Below are 23,098 nucleotides of genomic sequence, written 5' to 3' on the forward strand. Positions count from 1 at the left end.
GCCGTTGCGTTGCGCCGTTGCCGACCGTTGCGGTGCATACGATGTGACTATTGGGCACTTTGGGAATTCTTAATGGCATCGAGATATTACGCGGCATAGGCTGCGTTCCGTTGATCCATCCCGAGGAGAATTGCCATGCGTAACTACCTTTCCCTGGCCGGTCTGGTCGTGCTGTTTGTCGCCAGTGCGCATTTTCAGGTCCTTTGACCGCTGTAAATATATCCAGTCTTTTCGTATGATCCCCCGTCATCGCTGACGAGGGAGATCGGTCTCATGGCCAAGGCCAAACGCATGTACGGCTGCACCGAGTGCGGCGCCACCTTCCCCAAGTGGGCCGGGCAGTGCGGCGAATGCGGCGCCTGGAACACCCTGGTCGAGACCCTGGTGGAAAGCGCGCCGAGCGGCGCCAGCGGGCGCAGCGGCTGGGCTGGCGATCAGGCGCAGCTCAAGACCCTGGCCGAGGTCAGCGTCGAGGAGGTACCGCGCTTCTCCACCGCCTCCGGCGAGCTGGACCGCGTGCTCGGCGGCGGCCTGGTCGACGGCTCGGTGGTGCTGATCGGCGGCGACCCCGGCATCGGCAAGTCCACCATCCTGCTGCAGACCCTGTGCAACATCGCCCAGCGGCTGCCCGCCCTCTACGTCACCGGCGAGGAATCCCAGCAGCAGGTGGCCATGCGCGCCCGGCGCCTGGAGCTGCCGCAGGACAGGCTCAAGGTGATGACCGAGACCTGCATCGAAACCATCATCGCTACCGCCCGCCAGGAAAAGCCGCGGGTGATGGTGATCGACTCCATCCAGACCATCTTCACCGAGCAGCTGCAGTCCGCCCCCGGCGGCGTGGCCCAGGTGCGCGAGAGCGCGGCGCTGCTGGTGCGCTTCGCCAAGCAGAGCGGCACGGCGATCTTCCTGGTCGGCCACGTCACCAAGGAAGGCGCGCTGGCCGGCCCGCGCGTGCTGGAGCACATGGTCGACACGGTGCTGTATTTCGAGGGCGAGTCCGACGGCCGCCTGCGCCTGCTGCGCGCGGTGAAGAACCGTTTTGGTGCGGTCAACGAGCTGGGCGTGTTCGGCATGACCGACCGCGGCCTGAAGGAAGTCTCCAACCCCTCGGCGATCTTCCTGACCCGTGCCCAGGAATCCGTGCCCGGCAGCGTGGTGATGGCCACCTGGGAAGGCTCGCGACCGATGCTGGTGGAGGTGCAGGCACTGGTCGATACCAGCCACCTGGCCAACCCGCGCCGCGTCACTCTGGGCCTGGACCAGAACCGCCTGGCCATGCTGCTGGCGGTGCTGCACCGCCACGGCGGCATTCCCACCCACGATCAGGACGTGTTCCTCAATGTGGTGGGTGGCGTGAAGGTGCTGGAGACGGCCTCCGACCTGGCGCTGATGGCGGCGGTGATGTCCAGCCTGCGCAACCGCCCGCTGCCCCACGACCTGCTGGTGTTCGGCGAGATCGGCCTGTCCGGCGAGGTGCGCCCGGTGCCCAGCGGCCAGGAGCGTCTGAAGGAAGCCGCCAAGCACGGCTTCAAGCGCGCCATCGTGCCCAAGGGCAATGCACCGAAGGAAGCGCCGGCTGGGTTGCAGGTGATCGCCGTGACGCGCCTGGAGCAGGCGCTGGATGCGTTGTTCGAGTAATGCCAAGCAAGGCGGGCCGCATCATCCGGTAAAGGCGGACATCGCTTCACCTGTCCGCCGGGCGGTCCGCACGGCGTCGTGCTTGGTGCTTCGGAGTTGCCTGTTTGGCGGACAAATAAAGCGTTGTCCGCCCTACGCCTGGTGGGTGCGTTGTCTGCCCTGCGTCTGTGGCCTGGCGAATGGCGCTGGCCGTCTCGGGTGCAGCGTCGAACTGGCGTAATGCCGCCTCCATGCAAACCGCAAACAAAAAGCCCGGCATTTGCCGGGCTTTTTGCATTGCGTGGATGCTTAGTTGCCGTACACCGGGAACTTGGCGCAGATGGCCTTGACCTTCTCGCGCACGGCGTCGATCACCGCCTCGTTGTTCAGGTCGGCCAGGATGTCGCAGATCCAGCCAGCCAGCTCGCGGCACTCGGCTTCCTTGAAGCCGCGGGTGGTCACGGCCGGGGTGCCGATGCGCAGGCCGGAGGTGACGAACGGGGAACGCGGGTCGTTCGGCACGCTGTTCTTGTTCACGGTGATGAAGGCGCGGCCGAGGGCGGCGTCCGCATCCTTGCCGGTGATGTCCTGCTTGATCAGCGACAGCAGGAACAGGTGGTTCTGGGTGCCGCCGGACACCACGTCGAAGCCGCGCTGGATGAACACCTCGGCCATGGCCTGGGCGTTCTTCACGACCTGCTGCTGGTAGGCCTTGAACTCGGGCTGCAGGGCTTCCTTGAAGCACACAGCCTTGGCGGCGATCACGTGCTCCAGCGGGCCACCCTGGGCGCCCGGGAACACGGCGGAGTTCAGCTTCTTCTCGATCTCTTCGTTGGCCTTGGCCAGGATCAGGCCGCCACGCGGACCGCGCAGGGTCTTGTGGGTGGTGGTGGTGACCACGTCGGCGAACAGCACCGGGTTCGGGTACACGCCAGCGGCCACCAGGCCGGCCACGTGGGCCATGTCGACGAACAGGTAGGCACCGACCTTGTCGGCGATTTCACGGAAGCGGGCGAAGTCCAGCACCTGGGAGTAGGCGGAGAAGCCGGCGACGATCATGCGCGGCTTGTGCTCGACGGCCAGGCGCTCGACTTCGTCGTAATCGATGAAGCCTTCGTCGGTGATGCCGTACTGGATGGCGTTGTACAGCTTGCCGGAGGAGGAGACCTTGGCGCCGTGGGTAAGGTGACCACCGTGAGCCAGGCTCATGCCCAGGATGGTGTCACCGGCGTTCAGCAGGGCCAGGTAGACGGCGGCGTTGGCCTGGGAACCGGCATGCGGCTGGACGTTGGCGTAGTCGGCGCCGAACAGCTGCTTGGCGCGGTCGATGGCCAGTTGCTCGACCACGTCGACGTATTCGCAACCGCCGTAGTAGCGCTTGCCCGGGTAGCCTTCGGCGTACTTGTTGGTCAGCACGCTGCCCTGGGCTTCCATGACCGCCGGGCTGGTGTAGTTTTCCGAGGCGATCAGCTCGATGTGTTCTTCCTGACGCTTGGCTTCCTGCTCCATGGCGGCAAACAGGTCGGCGTCGAAACGGGCGAGGGTCAAATCACGGCTGAACATGGCGGTCCCCTGGGAATCAGCTGGGCGGTGTAAGGAAGGCGCGGATTCTAACCCATCCGCGCGCCCTCGGGTATGCGCTGGCGGAGCATCGTGAGCGGGGCTCACGTTGCGTATCAATTCCGTCCGGGTTGGCTCAGAGCGCCGGTTCGGCGTGCTGTTCCAGGCGGGTGACCACGCCGTTGCGCAGCTTGTCCTCCAGTGCCTGGGCGCTCAGCGGCCGGGCCAGCAGGAAGCCCTGGATCTCGTCGCAGCCGTGCTCGCGCAGGAACTCCAGCTGTTCGCGGGTTTCCACGCCCTCGGCGATCACCGAGAGGTTCAGGCTGTGGGCCATGGCGATGATGGCGCGGGCGATCTGCGCGTCCTGTTCGCCGTCCGGCAGGCCGTCGACGAAGCTGCGGTCGATCTTCAGCACGTTGATCGGGAACTGCTTGAGGTAGTTGAGCGAGGAATAGCCGGTGCCGAAGTCGTCCACGGCGATCGACAGGCCCATCTGTTTGAGCACGGTGAGCACCTGCATGGCGGCGCCGACGTCGCGCATCAGGATGCTTTCGGTGAGCTCCAGCTCCAGGGACGAGGGCGCCAGGCCGCTGCTGGCGAGGATGTCGGCGATGCGCGCGCCGAGCATGCCGTCGGCGAACTGCCGGGCGGACAGGTTGACCGACACCTTGGGCACCGGCAGGCCCTGCAGCTGCCAGGCACGGATCTGCCGGCAGGCTTCGGCCAGCACCCATTCGCCCACCTGCACCACCAGGCCAAGTTCTTCCAGCACCGGGATGAACTCGCCGGGCGAGACCAGGCCGCGGCGCGGGTGCTGCCAGCGCAGCAGCGCCTCGACGCCGGTCAGCCGGTGCGCCCGGGCATCGAGCTGCGGCTGGTAGTAGAGCAGGAACTGGCCTTCCTCCATGGCGTGGCGCAGGTCGCTCTCCAGCTCCAGGCGCTGCAGCGTCGTGGCGTTCATGTTGGCCTGGTAGAACTGGTAGTTGTCCTTGCCCTGGTCCTTGGCGTGGTACATCGCGGTGTCGGCGTTCTTCATCAGCTGGCTGGACAGGCTGCCGTCCTGCGGGCTCAGGGCGATGCCGATGCTGGCGCTGATGAAGAACTCGCGGCCGTGGATGAGGAACGGGTGGGACAGGCTGGCGAGGATACGTTGCGCCACCGCGATGGCCCGCCGGCGCGCCTCGGTCTCGTCGTCCAGCGGGCTGAGCAGCAGGGTGAACTCGTCGCCGCCCATGCGCGCCACGGTGTCGTCGTGGCGCACGCAGGCCGACAGGCGCAGGGCGACATCCTTGAGCAGCAGGTCGCCGGCGGCGTGGCCGAGGGAGTCGTTGATCGGCTTGAAGCGGTCCAGGTCGAGGAACATCAGCACCACCCAGTGGCGCTGCCGGGCGGCGGCCTGCAGGGCCTGCTGCAGGCGCTCCTGGAACAGCGTACGGTTGGGCAGCAGGGTCAGGGCGTCGTAGTAGGCCAGGCGGTGGATGTGCTGTTCGCTGGCCTTGCGCTCGCTCATGTCGTTGAAGAAGCACACGTAGTTGGCCAGCGCGCCCGCGCCGTCGGGCACCGCGGCGATGCCCAGCCAGGCGGAATAGCTTTCTCCCGAGCGGCGCTGCAGGGTCAGCTCGCCCTCCCAGCGACCGTCCTGGTCGAGGCGTTCGAGCAGTTCGGCCAGGTGTTCGGCTTCGTGACGGTTGGCGGTCAGCAGGGTAGCGTGGCGGCGCAGCACCTCGTCGCTGGTGTAGCCGCTGATGCGACTGAAGGCTTCGTTGACCTGCACGATGTTGCCCTGGCGGTCTGCGACCAGGATCGCCGCCGTGGAGTTGGCGAACACCGTGGCGGCCATGCGCAGTTCCTGCTCGGTCTGGCGCTGCTGGCTGACATCCCGGCAGACGCCCAGCACGCCCTCGAAGCGCCCGGCGGCGCTCCACATCAGGCTGGTGCGCAGCTCGATGGGCAGGATGCGTCCGTCGTGGCACTGACAATCGAACAGATAGCGCTGCTGCGGGTTTTCCTGGCGCAATGCGGCCTGCTCGTGCGGGTTGGCCAGTTGGCGGCGCAGCTCCGCCAGGCGCTGGCGAAGTTCCGCCAGTTGCTCGGGGTGGGCCATCAGGCGCTGTACGCCGTTGCGCAACAGCCAGTCGGCGCTGTAACCGCTGAGCTGTTGCACCGACGGGCTGATGTAGCTGGTCTGCATCTCGTCATCGAGGATGAACAGCACGTCGCGCATGTTCTCCGCCAGCAGCCGGTAGCGGCGTTCACTGTCGCGCAGCGACTCGCTGAACTCCAGCTGGCCAGTCACGTCCTTGGCGATGCACAGCAGCTGTTCGGTACGGCCTTCCTCCTGGGTGAGGGGTTGCATGCGCAGTTCCAGCCAGCGCCAGGAGCCGTCCCGGTGGCGCGCGCGCAACTGGGCGGAAAGCAGCCGTCCCGGCCTCAGCACCTGACGCAGGCCGCCCAGGCGCTGGTACAGCTCGGTATCGTCCGGGTGAACCAGCGCCTGTAGATCCGCCCGCTTGCCGCCGAGCAGCTCCTTGTCCGTGTAGCCCAGCAACTGGCTGAAGCGTTCGTTGCTGAACAGCAGCTGCCGCGTACTGGCCGACAGCACGTAGATGGCGTCGGGAATGGCGCGCAACATCTGCGCCCAGTAGCGCTCGCGTTCGGCGAGCGACAGTTCCGAGCGCTTGCGCGTGGTCATGTCGCCGATGCTCAGCGGAATGGCGTCCAGTGGCGCGCCGCTGGCTGGCAGGCTGGCGACCATCCACAGATGGCGCTCGACGCCCTGGCCGTTGATCAGGTGGGCATCCAGCTCCAGGTAGGCCCGGCCTTCCAGCAGCGCAGCGATGAACCTGAAGCGGTTGCCCGAGCGCTGGATCGGATGATTGCCCACCAGGCACTCCCAGGCGCGCTCGACATCGTCGACGCCCAGCAGGTCCAGGGCGATGCGATTGACCTCGGTGAGCTGCAACCGCCGGCTGAGGGCCTGGTGGCGCTCGCCGGGGTCGGCGTCCAGCCAGGCGGCCAGGTCGTCGGCATTGTGCACCCGGTGCGCGCGCAGGTAATCACGCAGGGACCGCAGGTCGAATACGCACAGCGCGACCCCGGTGCTGGCGAAGATGCCCTGGTAACGCTGGCGGGTTTCGGTGAGCAGGCGCAGGTCGCGCTGCTCGGTGGTAACGTCGCGCAGGACCCACACGTAGCCGCTCTGGCCGTTATCGTTGGGTAGCCGGCTGCGGCTGGCGGCAAAGCGGCGTGATTCGCCGTCCAGGTTGAACTGCAGCAGCTGCGAGGCACACAGATGCTGTTCCTCGGGGTTCTTCAGCAGGTCGTGCAGTTGGGGGATCAGCTCGGCCAACTGGCGCCCGCTGATCTCCCGGGGTGACAGGCCGAACAGCGCGGCAGCCGGTCGGTTGGCATAACCCAGGCGGCCGTTCAGATCGCTGACCAGCAGCCGTTCCTCGACTGCACCCAGCACCCCGTCCAGTTGTTGCCAGGTGGGCGCCGGCCGGCGCAGCAGCAGGGCCAGCCCGGTCAGACCCAGAATCCCGCCGCTGAGCAGCGCCGCCGCCTCGGGAAGAAACGCGGCGGGCAGGGCGATCAGCAGTAGAAACCAGCCGAGGCGACGGAAGGGGTCGCGGAACAGGTGAGCGGCGAGGCGAGGGAACGGGCGATCGTCGGGCACGGCGCAGACTGTATGGCGGATGCGAAGGGGTTAGAATGCACTGACTACCGGCTAACTGCCAGTATCCCGGCTGGTTTGCTCTGGCCGCCGCATTCCGGTAGCTTTGCCGCCACGCGCATAGCCCCTGCCGGCGCCACGAGCCGGCCAGCAGATGCGGTGGCAAGCGCCGTATCCGGGCGGAGGGCCGAAGCCAGGTCCCAACCGCCGCCTAACCTCCCTGAACATCTCCTCTTTCATTCAAGGTCAGTCATGGCTCAGTACGTTTACAGCATGCATCGGGTCAGCAAGGTTGTCCCCCCGAAGCGTGAAATCCTCAAGGACATTTCCCTGTCGTTCTTCCCCGGCGCCAAGATCGGCGTGCTGGGCCTGAACGGCGCGGGCAAGTCGACCCTGCTGCGCATCATGGCCGGGGTGGACACCGAGATCGACGGCGAAGCCCGTCCGATGCCGGGCATCAAGGTCGGCTACCTGCCCCAGGAGCCGCAGCTCGACCCGCAGAAGACCGTGCGCGAGATCGTCGAGGAAGCGGTAGGCGAGATCAAGGACGCCCAGGCGCGCCTCGACGCGGTGTATGCCGCCTACGCGGAGCCGGACGCCGACTTCGACGCCCTGGCTGCCGAGCAGGCCAAGCTGGAAGCCATCCTGCAGGCCGCCGACGGCCACAACCTGGAGCGCCAGCTGGAAGTCGCCGCCGACGCGCTGCGCCTGCCGGCCTGGGACGCCAAGATCGAACACCTGTCCGGTGGCGAGAAGCGTCGCGTGGCGCTGTGCCGCCTGCTGTTGTCGGCGCCCGACATGCTGCTGCTGGACGAGCCGACCAACCACCTGGACGCCGACTCGGTGGCCTGGCTGGAGCACTTCCTGCACGACTTCCCCGGCACCGTGGTGGCCATCACCCACGACCGCTACTTCCTGGACAACGTGGCCGGCTGGATCCTCGAGCTCGACCGTGGCCATGGCATTCCGTTCGAGGGCAACTACTCCGGCTGGCTGGAATCCAAGGCCGCGCGCCTGGCTCAGGAAGCCAAGCAGGAAGCCTCCCACGCCAAGGCCATGAAGGCCGAGCTGGAGTGGGTGCGCCAGGGCGCCAAGGGCCGTCAGGCCAAGTCCAAGGCCCGCCTGCAGCGCTTCGAGGAAATGCAGTCGCAGGAATTCCAGAAGCGCAGCGAGACCAACGAGATCTACATCCCGGCCGGTCCGCGCCTGGGCGACAAGGTCATCGAGGTCAAGAACCTGTGCAAGAGCTACGGTGACCGCGTGCTGATCGACGACCTGTCGTTCAGCATCCCGAAGGGCGCCATCGTCGGCGTGATCGGCGGCAACGGCGCGGGCAAGTCCACTCTGTTCCGCATGCTCACCGGCAAGGAACAGCCGGACAGCGGCAGCATCGAGATCGGCGAAACCGTGCAGATCGCCAGCGTCGAGCAGAGCCGTGAGCACCTGAGCGGCAACAAGACCGTCTGGGAGCAGGTTTCCGACGGCCTCGACATGATCAAGGTGGGCAACTACGAAGTGCCGTCGCGCGGCTACGTGGGGCGCTTCAACTTCAAGGGCGCCGACCAGCAGAAGTTCGTCAAGGACCTTTCCGGCGGTGAGCGCGGTCGCCTGCACCTGGCGCTGACCCTCAAGCAGGGCGGCAACGTGCTGCTGCTCGACGAACCGTCCAACGACCTGGACGTGGAAACCCTGCGCGCGCTGGAAGAGGCGCTGTTGGACTTCCCCGGCTCGGCCATCGTGATCTCCCACGACCGCTGGTTCCTCGACCGCATCGCCACCCACATCCTCTCCTACGAGGACGACGGCAAGGTGTTCTTCTTCGAAGGCAACTACACCGAGTTCGAAGCCGACCGCAAGAAGCGCCTCGGCGAAGCGGCCGCCCAGCCGCACCGCGTGCGCTACAAGAAACTCGCCTGACGCCCGTCAGGGGCGCACGGAAATGGGGCCGATAAGGCCCCATTTTGGTGTGTTCGCCGCTGATGTGCGCTTTTGTCGCACCCTCGCTACACTTCTTCGTCACGGCGCATGTGGCGTTGCTCCGCAAGGCAGGCGCTGGCGGCGATTTATAAGTTCGCACCAAAAAGTTTCATAAAAACGACATTTCGCACTTCCGTGGTGCTGATGCGCTTGATAAAGTCACGCCCCTCGAATTTTCACGCCTTGCCTTTCCATCGGACGTCGCATTATGAGCATCACTGTAGATTCCTTCCTTGAGCGTCTTAAGCGCCGCGATCCTGACCAGCCCGAATTCCACCAGGCGGTCGAGGAAGTCCTGCGCAGCCTGTGGCCTTTCCTGGAGGCCAACCCGCATTACCTCGAAGCCGGCATCATCGAACGCATCGTCGAGCCGGAACGCGCGATCCTGTTCCGGGTGCCGTGGGTCGACGACCAGGGTCGCACCCGCGTCAACCGTGGTTTCCGCGTACAGATGAGCAGTGCTATCGGCCCGTACAAGGGCGGCCTGCGCTTCCACCCCTCGGTGAACCTGGGCGTGCTGAAGTTCCTGGCCTTCGAGCAGGTGTTCAAGAATTCCCTGACCACCCTGCCCATGGGCGGCGGCAAGGGCGGTTCGGACTTCGACCCGAAGGGCAAGAGCAACAATGAAGTGATGCGCTTCTGCCAGTCCTTCATGACCGAGCTGTACCGCCACATCGGTGCCGACACCGACGTGCCGGCCGGCGACATCGGCGTGGGTGCGCGTGAAATCGGCTACCTGTACGGCCAGTACAAGCGCCTGGCCAACGAGGCGACCTCCGTGTTCACCGGCAAGGGCATCAGCTACGGCGGTTCCCTGATCCGTCCGGAAGCCACCGGCTTCGGCTGCGTGTACTTCGCCGAGGAAATGCTCAAGGACCAGGACAAGGGCGGCATGGACGGTAAGCGCGTGGCCATCTCCGGCTCCGGCAACGTTGCCCAGTACGCGGCGCGCAAGGTCATGGACCTGGGCGGCAGCGTGATCTCGCTGTCCGACTCCGAAGGCACCCTGTATGCCGAGGCCGGCCTGACCGACGAGCAGTGGGACTACCTGATGGACCTGAAGAACGTCCGTCGTGGTCGCATTCGCGAAATGGCCGAACACTTCGGTCTGCAGTTCCTGGCCGACCAGCGCCCGTGGAACCTGCCGTGCGACATCGCCCTGCCGTGCGCCACCCAGAACGAACTGGACGCCAACGACGCCCGCACCCTGCTGAAGAATGGCTGCTTCTGCGTCGCCGAAGGCGCCAACATGCCTTCGACCCTGGAAGCCGTGGACCTGTTCATCGAGGCCGGCATCCTCTACGCGCCGGGCAAGGCTTCCAACGCCGGCGGCGTGGCCACCTCGGGCCTGGAAATGACCCAGAACGCCATGCGTCTGTCCTGGACCGCCGGTGAAGTGGACGAGCGCCTGCATGCCATCATGCAGTCCATCCACCACGCCTGCGTGAGCTACGGCCGCGAAGAGAACGGCTTCGTCAACTACGTGAAGGGCGCCAACATCGCCGGCTTCGTGAAGGTTGCCGACGCCATGCTGGCCCAGGGCGTGGTCTGATCGCCACTCCCCGCCGGTAAGCGAAAAGGCCCGTGCAGCGATGCACGGGCCTTTTTTCATGCTCAGCGCACGAGGCGGGCGTGCGGGGAGGACATCAGTCGCACCAGCGGGTTGTGCTCGATGACCCAGCGGTGCAGCAGCAGCGCGATGATCATGCCGACAGCGAAGCCGCCAATGTGGCCCCAGTAATCGACACCGTCTCCACCTATCAGCATGCCGAGGAAGTTCAGACCCAGCCAGATGAGCATGTAGTACATCGGCGCCAGTTTGACCTGGTAGATGATCACCATGAACGTCAGGCTGGCATGGCGGAACCACAGGCCATACATGGCGAACAGGCCGGCAATGGCGCCGCTGGCACCCAGGCTGGGAATGTCGCTGCCCCAGTTGAAGAACAGCGACACCGCGGAGGCACCGATTCCGCACAGCAGGTACAGGGCCAGGAAACGCCAGTGACCCAGGGCTTCCTCGAGGTTGTCGCCGGTCAGCCAGAGAAAGTACATGTTGCCGGCCAGGTGGATCAGGTTGCCGTGCAGGAAAGTCGAGGTCAGCAAGCCCCACAGGTGGTCGCCCCGGCTGATCAGGTCGGGGCGGCTGGCGAACTGGGCGATGGTGTTTTCGGCCAGCGCCGGATAGGCGGCGTAGCTGGCGAAGATGAGGACGTTGAGCAGCATCAATGCCCAGGTCACCCAGGGGGTGCGGTGCGGCGGGATGTTGTATTCCACGGGCAGGTGTGAAAAGAACTGGAACAGCCAGGTGCCGGCGTGGGTTTTCTTGTTGACCCGCGCAAGCGCGCCCTGAAGGCGCGGGGAATGTTGTACGGCTTCGACCTCGTCATGCTCCACCCAGACGCCTTCGCACTTCGCGCAGACATCCACTTCCAGCGTGAAATCCTGCAGCAGATGGTAGTGCTTGAGAACGCCGCGGCAGTCCGGGCACTTGAGATCGGTCGGTCCCACCTTGTTGCCCAGGCGTTGGGTGTAGTCCATTCCGGCGTCCGCTGTCTGTTCGGCAAGCAGCTCGTTAAGTGCCTGTTTTTCGAACCACAGACCGCCGCAGGTCTGGCACAGCTCGATATCGGTGTCCTGATACCGCGTCGGGGTGAGAAAGGCTGTCGTGCAGTGCGGGCAAACCTTACGGCGCATGCTGAATCTCCTCGGCAACCTGAACGTCGAGTGCTTCCAGGGTCTGGCGGAGACGCGCGATGTTGTTGCGCAGGCGGGGCAAGACCTGATGCTCGAGGTAATCCAGCTGCTCGGTCAGTAGCTGACTGGCCTGCAGGGCGCTGTACTGGTGTCGCTCGCGCGCGGTGATGATGCGCTGGGAGGCACGGTAGAAGCGCTGGATTTCGTTGAGAAAGTAGCCAGGGGTTTCCAGGGACTGGGGTGAGGACTTCATGGTGTCCCAGACGAAATGGCTGATGCCGGGGTTGTTGCGCAGCAGCTCCTCTTGCGGCAGCGCTCGGGACAGGTAGCTGCTGTTGTATTGGCGCAGCACCGTCGCATTCTCGGCCAGTTCGTCCGCCAGGGCGGTTTGCAGGTTGTAGCTGTACTTCAGGTCGCTGATCTCGTCGAAGGTGATTGCCTGCTGCAGGCCCACCTTCGCGGCCAGATAAACGCCCAGCACAGTGGAAATTACCATCAGGAAATTGGTCAGCCAGTAGCCCGAGCTGCGAAGTTCGCCGTGGTCAAGCTGGCGCAAGCGTTCCCTGAGGGCGGCTTGGCTCAGTAATGCGCGTGATGTCATAGTGCCTCCATTTTGCAGGGAGGCGATTATAGAGAGGCTGACGCAACAGTCATTCTGTTCTGCATCAATGCACGGAGGGGTCGGCGTCGCAGTGCGTCCGGGCGGCTCGCACCGGGCGTGGGTTCGCTCGGCGCAGGCTGGAAATTATCCGCTTGCCCGCCATTGACGGCAATTCACAAGCTCCCGCGCAGCGCCCGCTCGAACAGCTGCCGATATTCCGCGCGGGTGAAGGCGATCGGGTTGGTGGCCGCCGACGGGTCGAGTTCGGCCATCTGCGCGATGCGCTCGGCCTGGCTGTCATCCAGGCCGATCTCGGCCAGGCTGTGGGGAATGCCGATCTCTTCGCGCAGGCGCAGAATCCATTCCAGCACCCCCTGGGCATCGCAGCGCGCCAGGCCCAGGTAGCGGCCCAGGCGCGACAGCGGCCGTTCGATGGCGGTGCGGTTGGCCTCCAGCACGTAGGGCATGAGGATGGCGTTGAGCAGGCCGTGGTGGCAGTCGTACAGCGCGCCGAGCGGATGGGCCAGCGCGTGCATGGCGCCCAGGCCGCGCTGGAAAGCGGTGGCACCCATGGTCGAGGCGACCAGCATGTGCAGGCGTGCCTCCAGGTCGCTGCCATTGGCTACCGCCTGTGGCAGGTAGTCATGGATCAGGCGCATGCCCTGCAGGGCGATGCCTTCGGCCATCGGATGGAACAGCGGCGAGCAGTAGGCTTCCAGGCAATGGGACAGCGCATCCATGCCGGTGGCGGCGGTCACCTTGGGCGGCAGGCCCAGGCACAGCTCGGGGTCGAGGATCACGATGGCCGGCAGCAGGCGCGGATGGAAGATCAGCCGCTTGAGCTGCGCCTGCTCGTCAGTGATCACCGCCACCCGGCCGACCTCAGAGCCGGTGCCGGCGGTAGTCGGCACCGCCACCACCGGCGCCATGCGGGTCACGTTGACGCGCTGGTAGTTATCGCCCACATCCTCGAAATCCCACAGCGGCCGGTCCTGGCCGACCATCAGCGCCACCGCCTTGCCGGCATCCAGCGCCGAGCCGCCGCCGAAGGCGATCACCCCGTCGTGGCGTCCGGCCTTGAAGGCGGCCACGCCGTCGCTGACGTTCTGCCCTGTCGGGTTGCCCTTGATGGCCGAGAACAACCCCGGGCGCAACCCGAAGGCCCGGCATCCCGCCAGGGCTTCTTCGACCATCGGCAGGCCAGCCAGCCCGGGGTCGGTGACCAGCAGCGGCGCATGCATGCCCAGCTCGCGGCAGGCATCCGGCAGCTCGGCCAAACGGCCGGGGCCGACGCGGATGGCGGTCGGGTAATTCCAATTCATCCGGTAGCGCGATGCGTCCATGGCTCAGGTCTCGATCTTGAAGTGGAAGGACTTGGGCTGGGTCAGCTGCTCGTAGCCAAGCGCCGATAGCGTGCAGCCGCGCCCGGACTGCTTGACGCCGGTCCAGGCCAGCCCGGGATCCAGGTAATCGCAGCGGTTGAGGAATACCGTGCCGGCCTCCAGGCGGTCGCCCAGCGCCAGGGCGGCGTCGACGTCGCGGCTGAAGATCGCCGCCGTCAGGCCGTAGACGCTGTCGTTCATCAGCGCCAGGGCCTCGCCGTCGTCGCGTACCTTCTGGATGCCCACCGCCGGACCGAAGGTTTCCTCGCGCATCAGGCGCATGCCGTGGTGCACGTTGCTGAGAATCTGCGGCGCCAGGTAGGGCGTGCCGGGGCAGTCCAGGTCGAAGTCGGCGGGGTCGATATGGGCGATGGCGCCTTCGGCCACCGCCTCGGCGATCTGCCCGCGCACGAAATCCGCCGCAGCCGGACGCACCAGCGGGCCCAGGCTGGTCTTGGGCGTGTCCGGGCGGCCCAGCCGGTAGTGGCGGGTGAGGGCGATGGCGCGTTCCAGGAAGTCGTCGTACAGCGCCTCGTGCACGTAGATGCGCTCGATGGCGCAGCAGGACTGGCCGGAGTTGAAGAAGGCACCGTCCACGCAGGTTTCCACCGCATGGGCCAGGTCGGCATCGGCGCGCACATAGGCCGGGTCCTTGCCGCCCAGCTCCAGGCCGGTGGCGATGAAGCGTCCCGCCGCCGCCTTTTCGACCATCGCGCCGCCGGCCACCGAGCCGGTGAAGGCCACGTGGCGGATCTGCGGCGCCTGGATCAGCCGCTCGGTGTCGGCGTGATCCAGGTGCAGGAACTGGAAGACCCCCGAGGGCACGCCCGCTTCCTGGAACGCCTCGACCATGCGTTCGGCGCACAGCGGCGTCTGCGCCGAGTGCTTGAGCATCACCGGGTTGCCGGCCAGCAGCGCCGGCGCCACGGCGTTTACCGCGGTCAGGTACGGGTAGTTCCAGGGCGCGATGACCAGCAGCGGGCCGCGCGGCTCGCGGCGGATGAAGCGCGTGAAACCGGGTTTCTCCGGCAGGCGGATATCGGCCAGCGCCTGTTCGGCGATATCCGCCATGTGGCTGGCGCGCTCGACGAAGCCGCGAATCTCGCCGGGGGCGTAGCGGATCGGGCGACCCATCATCCAGCACAGCTCCTCGGCGAGCTGGTCCTCGCGGGCGGCGAACAGCCGCAGCGCCTCACGGGTCAGCGCGATCCGCTCGGGTAGCGGCGTGGCCTTCCAGCTGGCGCACGTGGCTTCGGCACGCTCCAGGGCGGCGGCGATGTCGCGTGCCTCGGCCAGGGGACGTTCCACATACACGGATTCGTCGATGGGGGACACGCATTGCAATGTTTTCATGGAAGGGGCTCGTGGCGATCAGATGATTTCAAAGTAGCGGTCCAGCTCCCAATCGCTGACATGTTTGCGGAACTCGCGTTCCTCCCATTCGCGGGTCGCGGCGAAATGTTCGACGAAGGCGTCGCCGAACAGCTCGCGGGCGGCCTGGGAGGCTTTCAGGCGCTGCGCCGCGTCCCACAGGGTGTGCGGCAAGGCCAGCTCGGCCGGATGTTCGACTGCGTAGGCGTTGCCGCTGATTGGCGCGGTGGGTTCCCAGCCCTGCTGGATGCCGTACAGCCCCGAGCCCAGCGCGGCGGCCAGCGCCAGGTAGGGATTGGCGTCCGCCGCGCCCAGGCGGTACTCCACGCGCTGCGACTTGGCCCCGCCGGGAATCACCCGCAGGGCGGTGGTGCGGTTCTCCACGCCCCAGGTGGCGTCGGTGGGCGCCCAGTAACCGGGAACGAGCCGCCGGTAGCTGTTCACCGTGGGCGCCAGCAGGCTGAGGAATTCCGGCATCAGCCGCTGCTGGCCGGCGATGAACTGGCGTTGCAGGGTGCTCATGCCATGGGGGGCGGCCGGATCATGGAACGCCGACTGCTGGCTGGCCTGCTCGCGCAGCGACAGGTGGATATGCCCGCTCTGCCCGGGGTAGTGCTCCGACCACTTGGCCATGAAGGTGGCCATGCAGCCGCGCCGCTGGGCCAGCACCTTCATGAAAGTCTTGAACAGCGCCGCCTTGTCGGCGGCGGCCTCGGCGTGGTCGACGGCGATGGCGGCCTCGACCACCCCGGGGCCGGTCTCCGAATGCAGGCCCTCGATGGGGAAGTCCATGCGCTGACCCAGGTCGAGAATCTCGTGGTACAGCTCGGCATGCACCGAGTTGCGGATGGTCGAGTAGCCGAACCAGTCCGGGGTCAGCGGCTTGAGGTTGCGAAAGCCCTTGTTGCGCACCGAGTGTGGTGTTTCGTCGAACAGGAAGAACTCGTATTCCAGCGCGGCGAGGGGATCGAAACCCATCGCCTGGCAGCGCTGGATCACCCGCAACAGCGTGTTGCGCGGGCAGACGGCCTCGGCCTGTTCGGCGAATTCGCCAAGGAACAGCAGCATGCCGTTCTCGAAGGGGATTTCCCGGCAGCTGGACGGGAGGATGCGCACCGGCGCATCCGGGTAGGCGGTGTGCCAGCCGGTGTAGGTGGTGTTGTCGTAGAGCTTGTCCTTGACGTCCCAGCCCAGCACCACGTTGCAGAAGCCGCTGCCGTGCTCCAGCGCCGAGAAGAACTTGCTGCGGTTGATGTACTTGCCGCGCATCACCCCATCGATGTCGAACAGCCCCACCTTGACGTGGCTGAGGCCGCGCTCCTCGACGATGCGCCTGGCGTCTTCGACGGTCTTCACGTTGCGTGGATCGAGCATGCGGCCCCCCGGCTGCGGAAGTGGTTGAGTGCCCAGCACCGTGGCGGCTAGCGGTACGGCGTACCGGCCTTGGCCATCAGCGCGTTGTATTGCTTGAAGATCTCCACCACCCGGGCGCAGCGCGGGCTGGTCTTGGCGATCTCGTCCCAGAACTTCTGCGCCTCGTCCTCCACGGTCTTCCATTCCTCGGCGGGGATGGAGGTCAGCTCCAGCTTCTGGCCTTCCACCCGCAGGCGCGCCTCGCCGGCCCAGTACCAGTGCTGGCGGTAGTAGTGCGAGCTGTCCATGCACAGGCGGAACAGGGTCTTGAGGTGCTCGGGCATTTCGTTCCACTTGGCCGAGTTGGCGAAGTAGGAGCCGATCCAGGCGCCGGAAATGTTGTTGGTGAGGAAGTATTTGGTGACGTTGGCCCAGCCCACCGTGTAGTCCTCGGTGATGCCCGACCAGGCAATGCCGTCCAGCTCGCCGGTCTGCAATGCCACCTCGACGTCTTCCCAGGGCAGCGTCACCGGGATCACCCCGAAGCGGGTGAGGAACTTGCCGGCGGTGGGGAAGGTGAAGATGCGCTTGCCCTTGAGGTCGGCCAGGCGGCGGATCGGTTCGCGGGTGGCGAAGTGGCAGGGGTCCCAGGCGCCGCTGCCCAGCCAGGTGACGCCCTGCACCTCGCCATAGGCCTCGGCCCAGATCTCGTTCAGCCCCCAGTTGTGGAACAGCGCCGGCACGTCGAGGCTGTGGCGGGTGGCGAAGGGGAAGTAGCCGCCGAACACCGAGACGTCCACCGGCGCGGCGATGGAGTCGTCGTCGCTCTGCACCGCGTCGATGGTGCCGCGCTGCATGGCGCGGAACAGCTCGCCGGTGGGCACCAGCTGGTCGGCGTAGTACAGCTTGATCTCCATTTCGCCGTTGGCGGCCTTGTTGAAGGCCTCGATGGACGGCTTGATGACATGCTCGCCCAGCGCCGGACCGGCGTAGGTCTGCAGGCGCCAGGTGATCTTCTTCGGCTCCTGCGCGTAGATGTGCGCCGAGCCCAGGGCGGCGGTGCCGGCCAGTGCGGTGGCGCCGGTGAGGAAACTGCGTCGTGTTGTCATGGCGTTCTCCGGAAAGTGGGGTGAACAACTCCAACTGCAGGCGCGGCGAGCAGCCGCGTCGTTACAGGTCGCCACCTCCCGAGGCCGAATACCACTGCGGCAGCCACAGGGCGATCTGTGGAAAGAGCATCACCAGCGCCAGGGCCAGCAGCATCACCAGCACGAAGGGCAGGACCGAGCGGTAGATGTCGGCCAGGTCGATGCCGGGTGGCGCCATGGCGCGCATCAGGAACAGGTTGTAGCCGAACGGCGGCGTCAGGTAGGCGATCTGGCAGGTGATGGTGTAGAGCACGCCGTACCACACCAGGTCGAAGCCCAGCGCGCCGACCAGCGGGATGTACAGCGGCGCGACGATCACCAGCATGGCGGTGTCGTCGAGGAACATGCCCATGACGATGAAGGACAGCTGCATGAGCACCAGGATCTGCCAGGGGCTCAGGTGCAGGCTTTCCACGAACAGGTTCTCGATGGCTGTCACCGCGCCGAGGCCGTCGAACACCGCGCCGAAGCACAGCGCGGCGAGGATGATCCACATGAACATGCAGGTGATGCCCAGGCTCTTGCGCAGGGTGCTTTCCAGCACGGCAGCGCTGAGCCGGCGCTTGAACAGCGCCACCAGGGTGGCGGCCACCGCGCCGACCGCCGCGCTTTCCACCAGGCTGGTGAAACCGAGCAGGAACAGCCCGGTCATGCTGAAGAAGATGAACAGCGGGGCGATGCCGGCGCGCAGCGAAGCGAGTTTCTCGCGACGAGTAATGGTGCGGCGTTCCTCGGCGGCCATCGGTGGGCCGAGGCGTGGATTGAAACGGCAGCGCAATACCACGTAGAGGGCGAACAGACCGGCCATCAGCAGGCCGGGGAACACGCCGGCCAGCCACAGCTGGCTGACCGGCTGGCGGGCGATCATGCCGTAGAGCACCAGCACCACGCTGGGCGGCACCAGGATGCCCAGCGAGCTGCCGGCCTGCACCACGCCGGTGACCATCAGCTTGTCGTAGCCGCGGCGAAGCAGTTCCGGTAGGGCGATGCTGGCGCCGATGGCCATGCCGGCGACGCTCAGGCCGTTCATCGCCGAGATGGCCACCATCAGGCCGAGGGTGCCCAGCGCGAGGCCGCCGGGCAGCGGCCCCATCCACACATGGAACATGCGGTACAGGTCCTCGGCCAGCCCGGACTCGGAGAGCATGTAGCCCATGTACACGAACAGCGGCAGGGTCAGCAGCGGGTACCACTTCATCAGCTTCATGGCGGCGCTGAAGGCCATTTCCGAACCGCCCTGGCCCCACAGCCAGAAGGCTGCCACTACGGCCACGAAGCCGATGGCTCCGAACACCCGCTTGCCGGTGATCAGCAGCACCATCATCGAGGAGAACATCAGCAGGGCGATGTGTTCGTAGGCCATCTACAGCGTCTCCCCGCGCACGGTGGCGAGGTCCTTGAAGAAGGTGGCCAGCACCTGCAGCAGCATCAGCAGCACGCCCAGGCACATGATGACCTTGATCGGCGCCATGCGCGGCGACCAGGCGGAGTAGCTGGTCTCGTTGTATTCCAGGGCGTAGAGGGTCGAGGAAAGGCCGCCGTAGAGCAGGAAGCCCAGGTACACCAGCAGCAGGCCCACGGTGCACAGGTCGACGATGGCGCGGGTGCGCGGCGACCAGCGGCTGTAGAACAGGTCCATGCGCACATGTTCGCCCTGTTGCAGCGCGTAGGCGCCGCCCAGCAGGAAGTAGGCGACCATCAGGAACTGTGCCATTTCCAGGGTCCAGATCGCCGGGTTGGCGAACGACTTGCTGAAGATGGAATAGAACAGCACGCCGATGATGGCGAAGATCAGATACATGGCGCAGCGCCCGACGAAGCGGGTGATGGCGTCGACGCCGCGCACGAATATCCGAATCGCCCTGGGCATGGCAGTCCTTGCGCTGAAAGGCTATGGGAACAGCCTAGTTCAAGTTCTGGCGTGCAAGGCGGTTCGCTGTGCTGATCGATGTCACCACATACGCGGCCAAGAGCGACCACACTTCAGCGATCACCCTGACAGGAGTTCCAAGCATGAATAGCGTCGAACCCAGCGAGCGACTGCAGCAACTGGCGGAGGAATACCGCACCCGCGCCGAGGCGATCCGCCGTGACCTGGCCAGCCAGCGCGACCCCGATTTCGCCGAGCAGGCTCAGGAGCGGCAGAACGATGATGTGCTGCGGGGGCTGTTGCTGGAAGCCGAGGTGGGACTGCGGGAAGTGAACCGCGCGCTGGAACGTCTGGAGGAGGGCAGCTACGGTGAATGCTCGCGCTGTGGCGAGCCCATCGGCGAGGCGCGCCTGGAGGCCTTGCCTATGGCCTCGCTGTGCGTGAGGTGCGCAGATCTGCAGGAGACCTAGGGAGCCTGTGACGCCCGCAGATGTAGGGTGGTCAACGCACGGCGTTGGCCACCGCGCGGCTCGCGCCGGCGGCCGGAAAGACTCCGACCGCCCTACCGTCGACCATCCGTCCTAGTGATGCTCGCGGGTGGCGCGGAATTTAACGTCCGGCCAGCGCTCTTCCATCAGGCTCAGGTTCACGCGGGTCGGCGCCAGGTAGGTCAGGTGACCGCCGCCGTCGATGGCCAGGTTCTCGAAGGCCTTGTCCTTGAACTCCTTGAGCTTCTTCTCGTCGCGGCACTCGATCCAGCGTGCCGACCAGACATTGATGGCCTCGTAGGCGCACTCGACCTTGTATTCCTCCTTCAGGCGGCTGGCGACCACGTCGAACTGCAGCACGCCCACGGCGCCGAGGATGATGTCGTTGTTGCGCTCGGGGAAGAACACCTGGGTGGCGCCTTCCTCGGCGAGTTCCTGCAGGCCCTGGCGCAGCTGCTTGGACTTCAGCGGGTCCTTCAGGCGCACGCGGCGGAAGAGTTCCGGCGCGAAGTGCGGAATGCCGGTGAAGCCCAGGCTCTCACCTTCGGTGAAGGTGTCGCCGATCTGGATGGTGCCGTGGTTGTGCAGGCCGATGATGTCGCCGGCCCAGGCTTCTTCGAGCATCTCGCGTTCGCTGGAAAAGAAGGTCAGCGCGTCGGCGATGCGTACATCCTTGCCCAGGCGGGCATGGCGCAGCTTCATACCCTTTTCGTACTTGCCCGAGCAGATGCGCATGAAGGCGATGCGGTCGCGGTGCTTCGGGTCCATGTTCGCCTGGATCTTGAACACGAAGCCGGTGAACTTCTCCTCGACCGGCTCGACCACGCGCTCATTGGCGGTGCGCGCCAGCGGCATGGGTGCCCAGTCGACGATGGCGTCGAGCACATGATCGACACCGAAGTTGCCCAGCGCGGTACCGAAGAACACCGGGGTCAGCTGGCCCTTGAGGAACTCCTCCTGGTCGAACTCATGGCAGGCGCCCTGCACCAGTTCCAGCTGCTCGATGAAGCGCTCGTACTCGTCGCCCAGGTGCGCGCGCGCTTCGGCGGAATCGAGCTTCTCGATGATCTTCACCTCGGTGCGCTCGTGGCCGTGGCCCGGGGTGTAGACGATGATGTAGTCGCCCTTGAGGTGATACACGCCCTTGAAGTCGCGGTAGCAGCCAATCGGCCAGGTGACCGGCGCGGCCTTGATCTTCAGCACCGCCTCGATTTCGTCGAGCAGCTCGATGGGGTCGCGGATGTCGCGGTCGAGCTTGTTGATGAAGCTGACGATCGGCGTGTCGCGCAGGCGGCAGACGTCCATCAGCGCGATGGTGCGCGGCTCGACGCCTTTACCGCCGTCAAGCACCATCAGCGCGCTGTCCACGGCAGTCAGGGTGCGGTAGGTGTCTTCCGAGAAATCCTCGTGGCCGGGGGTGTCGAGCAGGTTGATCATGTGCTCGCGGTAGGGGAACTGCATCACCGAGGTGGTGATGGAGATGCCGCGCTGCTTTTCCATCTCCATCCAGTCGGAGGTGGCATGGCGGTCGGACTTGCGCGACTTCACGGTGCCGGCCACTTCGATGGCCTTGCCCATCAGCAGCAGCTTTTCGGTGATGGTGGTCTTACCCGCGTCGGGGTGGGAGATGATCGCGAACGTGCGGCGCTTCGCGACTTCGGCGGCCTGAGTGGTCATCGGAAAGGAACCCGTCGACGTGTGAGTCGGTCTGTCAGAAAAGGGCGCGATTATAGCGGCAAACGGCGCGTTGCGTGGGCGTCGTGATCGTCGGCCATACGCTCGTTTGTGCAGCATTCCGGCCGCTTTGTGGAGAAAACTTGACAATCGAAAAAGCGTGGCCACCCCTGGGCAATTTTCGATTGATCTCGGCCCGCCTTGGTCCTAAAGTGCGCGCCCGAACGCCCATGCTGGAAACGATCCATCCGGCTCAAGTACTGACGACGAGAGGTTGCGGCGCCCCGCGCGGCAATTCTCGGCGACATGCCTTGGGAAGTAGGCGAACCAAAGTGGGGAAACTGTCCGGCGTTCGCGGCCTCTGAGGCCATTCCACACATTTGTTCTGTTTGTTTTGCCATTTGGAGTCCCAACGCATGTCGATCAAGGTCGAAGACTATTACCCGCGCGCCACATTCCAGAAGATGAAGGCGTTCGCCGACCAGCAGGAAACCCCGTTTGTCGTCATCGACAAGCAGACCATCGCCGATTCCTACGACCAACTGGTCAGCTGCTTCCCGTTCGCCAAGATCTACTACGCGGTGAAGGCCAACCCGGCCACCGAGATCACCGAGCTGCTGCGCGACAAGGGCTCGAACTTCGACATCGCCTCCATCTACGAGCTGGACAAGGTGATGAAGGCCGGTGTGAGTGCCGACCGCATCAGCTACGGCAACACCATCAAGAAGGCGCGTGACATCCGCTACTTCTACGAGAAGGGCGTGCGCCTGTTCGCCACCGACTCGGAAGCCGACCTGCGCAACATCGCCAAGGCGGCACCGGGCTCGAAGATCTATGTGCGCATTCTCACCGAGGGTTCCAACTCCGCCGACTGGCCGCTCTCGCGCAAGTTCGGCTGCAACCCGGACATGGCGCTGGACCTGCTGATCCTGGCCAAGCAGCTCAAGCTCGAGCCCTACGGCATTTCCTTCCACGTCGGCTCGCAGCAGCGCGACATCGACGTGTGGGACGCCGCCATCGCCAAGGTCAAGGTGATCTTCGAGCGTCTCAAGGAAGAAGACGGCATCACCCTGAAGATGATCAACATGGGCGGCGGTTTCCCGGCCAACTACATCGCCAAGACCAACGACCTGCAGACCTACGCCGAGGAAATCACCCGCTTCCTCAAGGAAGACTTCGGTGACGAGCTGCCGGAAATCATCCTCGAGCCGGGCCGTTCGCTGATCGCCAACGCCGGCATCCTGGTCAGCGAAGTGGTGCTGGTGGCGCGCAAGTCGCGCACCGCCGTGGAGCGCTGGGTGTACACCGACGTGGGCAAGTTCTCCGGCCTGATCGAAACCATGGACGAGTCCATCAAGTTCCCGATCTGGACCGAGAAGAAGGGCGAGATGGAAGAAGTCATCATCGCCGGCCCGACCTGCGACAGCGCCGACATCATGTACGAGAACTACAAGTACGGCCTGCCGCTGAACCTGTCCAGCGGTGACCGCCTGTACTGGTTCTCCACCGGCGCCTACACCACCAGCTACAGCGCGGTGGAATTCAACGGCTTCCCGCCGCTGAAGGCCTACTACATCTGAGTCCCGCCGCGGACAGTTCGCTCCCCGCTGGCGGGAGCGAACCTGTTCGCGAGCTTCTTGGTGGGGCCTGCTGGAAAGCTCGCGGACAAGTCCGCTCCCACAGAATA

General features: G+C 65.6%; 16 protein-coding genes. 5 read left to right on the forward strand and 11 right to left on the reverse strand.

Annotated features, from left to right (window positions below):
• The first annotated feature begins 273 nt into the window (after nt 1-273).
• The gene (gene radA, locus SF06_RS02250; RefSeq protein ID WP_027589587.1) at nt 274-1,638 is read left to right on the forward strand and encodes a DNA repair protein RadA; all 1,365 of its coding nucleotides are present in this window, start codon (nt 274-276) and stop codon (nt 1,636-1,638) included.
• Between the two features lie 288 nt (nt 1,639-1,926).
• Here the strand turns inward: radA and glyA are convergent, their stop codons facing one another.
• Together glyA and SF06_RS02260 are read right to left on the reverse strand one after the other, a co-directional pair.
• Nucleotides 1,927-3,180 (reverse strand): serine hydroxymethyltransferase, encoded by a 1,254-nt coding sequence (glyA, locus tag SF06_RS02255; protein ID WP_039559699.1) that lies wholly within the window; start codon nt 3,178-3,180, stop codon nt 1,927-1,929.
• Between the two features lie 133 nt (nt 3,181-3,313).
• Nucleotides 3,314-6,853, reverse strand: a complete 3,540-nt coding sequence (locus SF06_RS02260) for an EAL domain-containing protein (RefSeq protein WP_052199679.1) — start codon at nt 6,851-6,853, stop codon at nt 3,314-3,316.
• Between the two features lie 249 nt (nt 6,854-7,102).
• Between SF06_RS02260 and ettA the strand changes: the two genes are divergently transcribed.
• Together ettA and gdhA are read left to right on the forward strand one after the other, a co-directional pair.
• The gene (gene ettA / locus SF06_RS02265; protein WP_027589585.1) at nt 7,103-8,767 is read left to right on the forward strand and encodes an energy-dependent translational throttle protein EttA; all 1,665 of its coding nucleotides are present in this window, start codon (nt 7,103-7,105) and stop codon (nt 8,765-8,767) included.
• 268 nt (nt 8,768-9,035) lie between these two features.
• The gene (gene gdhA / locus SF06_RS02270) at nt 9,036-10,379 is read left to right on the forward strand and encodes an NADP-specific glutamate dehydrogenase (RefSeq protein WP_027589584.1); all 1,344 of its coding nucleotides are present in this window, start codon (nt 9,036-9,038) and stop codon (nt 10,377-10,379) included.
• A gap of 62 nt (nt 10,380-10,441) precedes the next feature.
• Here the strand turns inward: gdhA and SF06_RS02275 are convergent, their stop codons facing one another.
• The 8 genes from SF06_RS02275 to SF06_RS02310 all read right to left on the reverse strand — a co-directional run bounded on the left by SF06_RS02275 (nt 10,442) and on the right by SF06_RS02310 (nt 19,249).
• Complete coding sequence (locus SF06_RS02275; protein WP_039559700.1) at nt 10,442-11,524, reverse strand: rhomboid family intramembrane serine protease; 1,083 nt, start codon at nt 11,522-11,524, stop codon at nt 10,442-10,444.
• Nucleotides 11,514-12,125: a hypothetical protein gene (locus SF06_RS02280; protein ID WP_139326676.1), complete on the reverse strand. Its 612-nt coding sequence runs from the start codon at nt 12,123-12,125 to the stop codon at nt 11,514-11,516. The genes SF06_RS02275 and SF06_RS02280 overlap by 11 nt, the downstream gene beginning before the upstream one ends.
• A 173-nt stretch (nt 12,126-12,298) precedes the next feature.
• Nucleotides 12,299-13,468, reverse strand: coding sequence for an iron-containing alcohol dehydrogenase (locus SF06_RS02285; RefSeq protein WP_039559701.1), 1,170 nt, complete (start codon nt 13,466-13,468; stop codon nt 12,299-12,301).
• Between the two features lie 3 nt (nt 13,469-13,471).
• A complete protein-coding gene (locus SF06_RS02290) occupies nt 13,472-14,860 on the reverse strand; it encodes an aldehyde dehydrogenase family protein (protein ID WP_039559704.1) in 1,389 nt (462 codons plus the stop codon).
• 18 nt (nt 14,861-14,878) lie between these two features.
• Complete coding sequence (locus SF06_RS02295; RefSeq protein ID WP_039559707.1) at nt 14,879-16,252, reverse strand: glutamine synthetase family protein; 1,374 nt, start codon at nt 16,250-16,252, stop codon at nt 14,879-14,881.
• A 47-nt stretch (nt 16,253-16,299) separates the two neighbouring features.
• Nucleotides 16,300-17,340, reverse strand: a complete 1,041-nt coding sequence (locus SF06_RS02300; RefSeq protein WP_039559709.1) for a TRAP transporter substrate-binding protein — start codon at nt 17,338-17,340, stop codon at nt 16,300-16,302.
• Between the two features lie 61 nt (nt 17,341-17,401).
• Nucleotides 17,402-18,742 carry a TRAP transporter large permease gene (locus SF06_RS02305; RefSeq protein WP_039559713.1) on the reverse strand — a complete coding sequence of 447 codons (1,341 nt, stop codon included), beginning with the start codon at nt 18,740-18,742 and terminating at the stop codon, nt 17,402-17,404.
• On the reverse strand, nt 18,743-19,249 hold the full coding sequence (locus tag SF06_RS02310) for a TRAP transporter small permease subunit (protein WP_039559717.1): 507 nt from the start codon (nt 19,247-19,249) through the stop codon (nt 18,743-18,745).
• A 143-nt stretch (nt 19,250-19,392) separates the two neighbouring features.
• On the opposite strand from SF06_RS02310, the gene SF06_RS02315 reads away from it, so the two are divergent.
• Nucleotides 19,393-19,719: a TraR/DksA family transcriptional regulator gene (locus SF06_RS02315; protein WP_027589575.1), complete on the forward strand. Its 327-nt coding sequence runs from the start codon at nt 19,393-19,395 to the stop codon at nt 19,717-19,719.
• A gap of 111 nt (nt 19,720-19,830) precedes the next feature.
• Here SF06_RS02315 and SF06_RS02320 read toward each other — a convergent pair whose 3' ends face one another.
• Nucleotides 19,831-21,414, reverse strand: coding sequence for a peptide chain release factor 3 (locus SF06_RS02320; protein ID WP_027589574.1), 1,584 nt, complete (start codon nt 21,412-21,414; stop codon nt 19,831-19,833).
• A 413-nt stretch (nt 21,415-21,827) separates the two neighbouring features.
• Here SF06_RS02320 and SF06_RS02325 point away from each other — a divergent pair, with 413 nt between their 5' ends.
• Nucleotides 21,828-22,991, forward strand: a complete 1,164-nt coding sequence (locus tag SF06_RS02325; RefSeq protein WP_027589573.1) for a type III PLP-dependent enzyme — start codon at nt 21,828-21,830, stop codon at nt 22,989-22,991.
• Nucleotides 22,992-23,098 lie beyond the last annotated feature (107 nt).

The organism is Pseudomonas flexibilis (assembly GCF_000802425.1).
Classification (GTDB): Bacteria; Pseudomonadota; Gammaproteobacteria; order Pseudomonadales; family Pseudomonadaceae; genus Serpens; species Serpens flexibilis.

Coding starts and splice junctions, on each gene's coding strand:
- radA (WP_027589587.1), top strand. CDS start 274: ATGGCCAAGGCCAAACGCATGTACGGCTGCACCGAGTGCGGCGCCACC.
- glyA (WP_039559699.1), bottom strand. CDS start 3,180: ATGTTCAGCCGTGATTTGACCCTCGCCCGTTTCGACGCCGACCTGTTT.
- ettA (WP_027589585.1), top strand. CDS start 7,103: ATGGCTCAGTACGTTTACAGCATGCATCGGGTCAGCAAGGTTGTCCCC.
- gdhA (WP_027589584.1), top strand. CDS start 9,036: ATGAGCATCACTGTAGATTCCTTCCTTGAGCGTCTTAAGCGCCGCGAT.
- SF06_RS02275 (WP_039559700.1), bottom strand. CDS start 11,524: ATGCGCCGTAAGGTTTGCCCGCACTGCACGACAGCCTTTCTCACCCCG.
- SF06_RS02280 (WP_139326676.1), bottom strand. CDS start 12,125: ATGACATCACGCGCATTACTGAGCCAAGCCGCCCTCAGGGAACGCTTG.
- SF06_RS02285 (WP_039559701.1), bottom strand. CDS start 13,468: ATGGACGCATCGCGCTACCGGATGAATTGGAATTACCCGACCGCCATC.
- SF06_RS02290 (WP_039559704.1), bottom strand. CDS start 14,860: ATGAAAACATTGCAATGCGTGTCCCCCATCGACGAATCCGTGTATGTG.
- SF06_RS02295 (WP_039559707.1), bottom strand. CDS start 16,252: ATGCTCGATCCACGCAACGTGAAGACCGTCGAAGACGCCAGGCGCATC.
- SF06_RS02300 (WP_039559709.1), bottom strand. CDS start 17,340: ATGACAACACGACGCAGTTTCCTCACCGGCGCCACCGCACTGGCCGGC.
- SF06_RS02305 (WP_039559713.1), bottom strand. CDS start 18,742: ATGGCCTACGAACACATCGCCCTGCTGATGTTCTCCTCGATGATGGTG.
- SF06_RS02310 (WP_039559717.1), bottom strand. CDS start 19,249: ATGCCCAGGGCGATTCGGATATTCGTGCGCGGCGTCGACGCCATCACC.
- SF06_RS02315 (WP_027589575.1), top strand. CDS start 19,393: ATGAATAGCGTCGAACCCAGCGAGCGACTGCAGCAACTGGCGGAGGAA.
- SF06_RS02320 (WP_027589574.1), bottom strand. CDS start 21,414: ATGACCACTCAGGCCGCCGAAGTCGCGAAGCGCCGCACGTTCGCGATC.
- SF06_RS02325 (WP_027589573.1), top strand. CDS start 21,828: ATGTCGATCAAGGTCGAAGACTATTACCCGCGCGCCACATTCCAGAAG.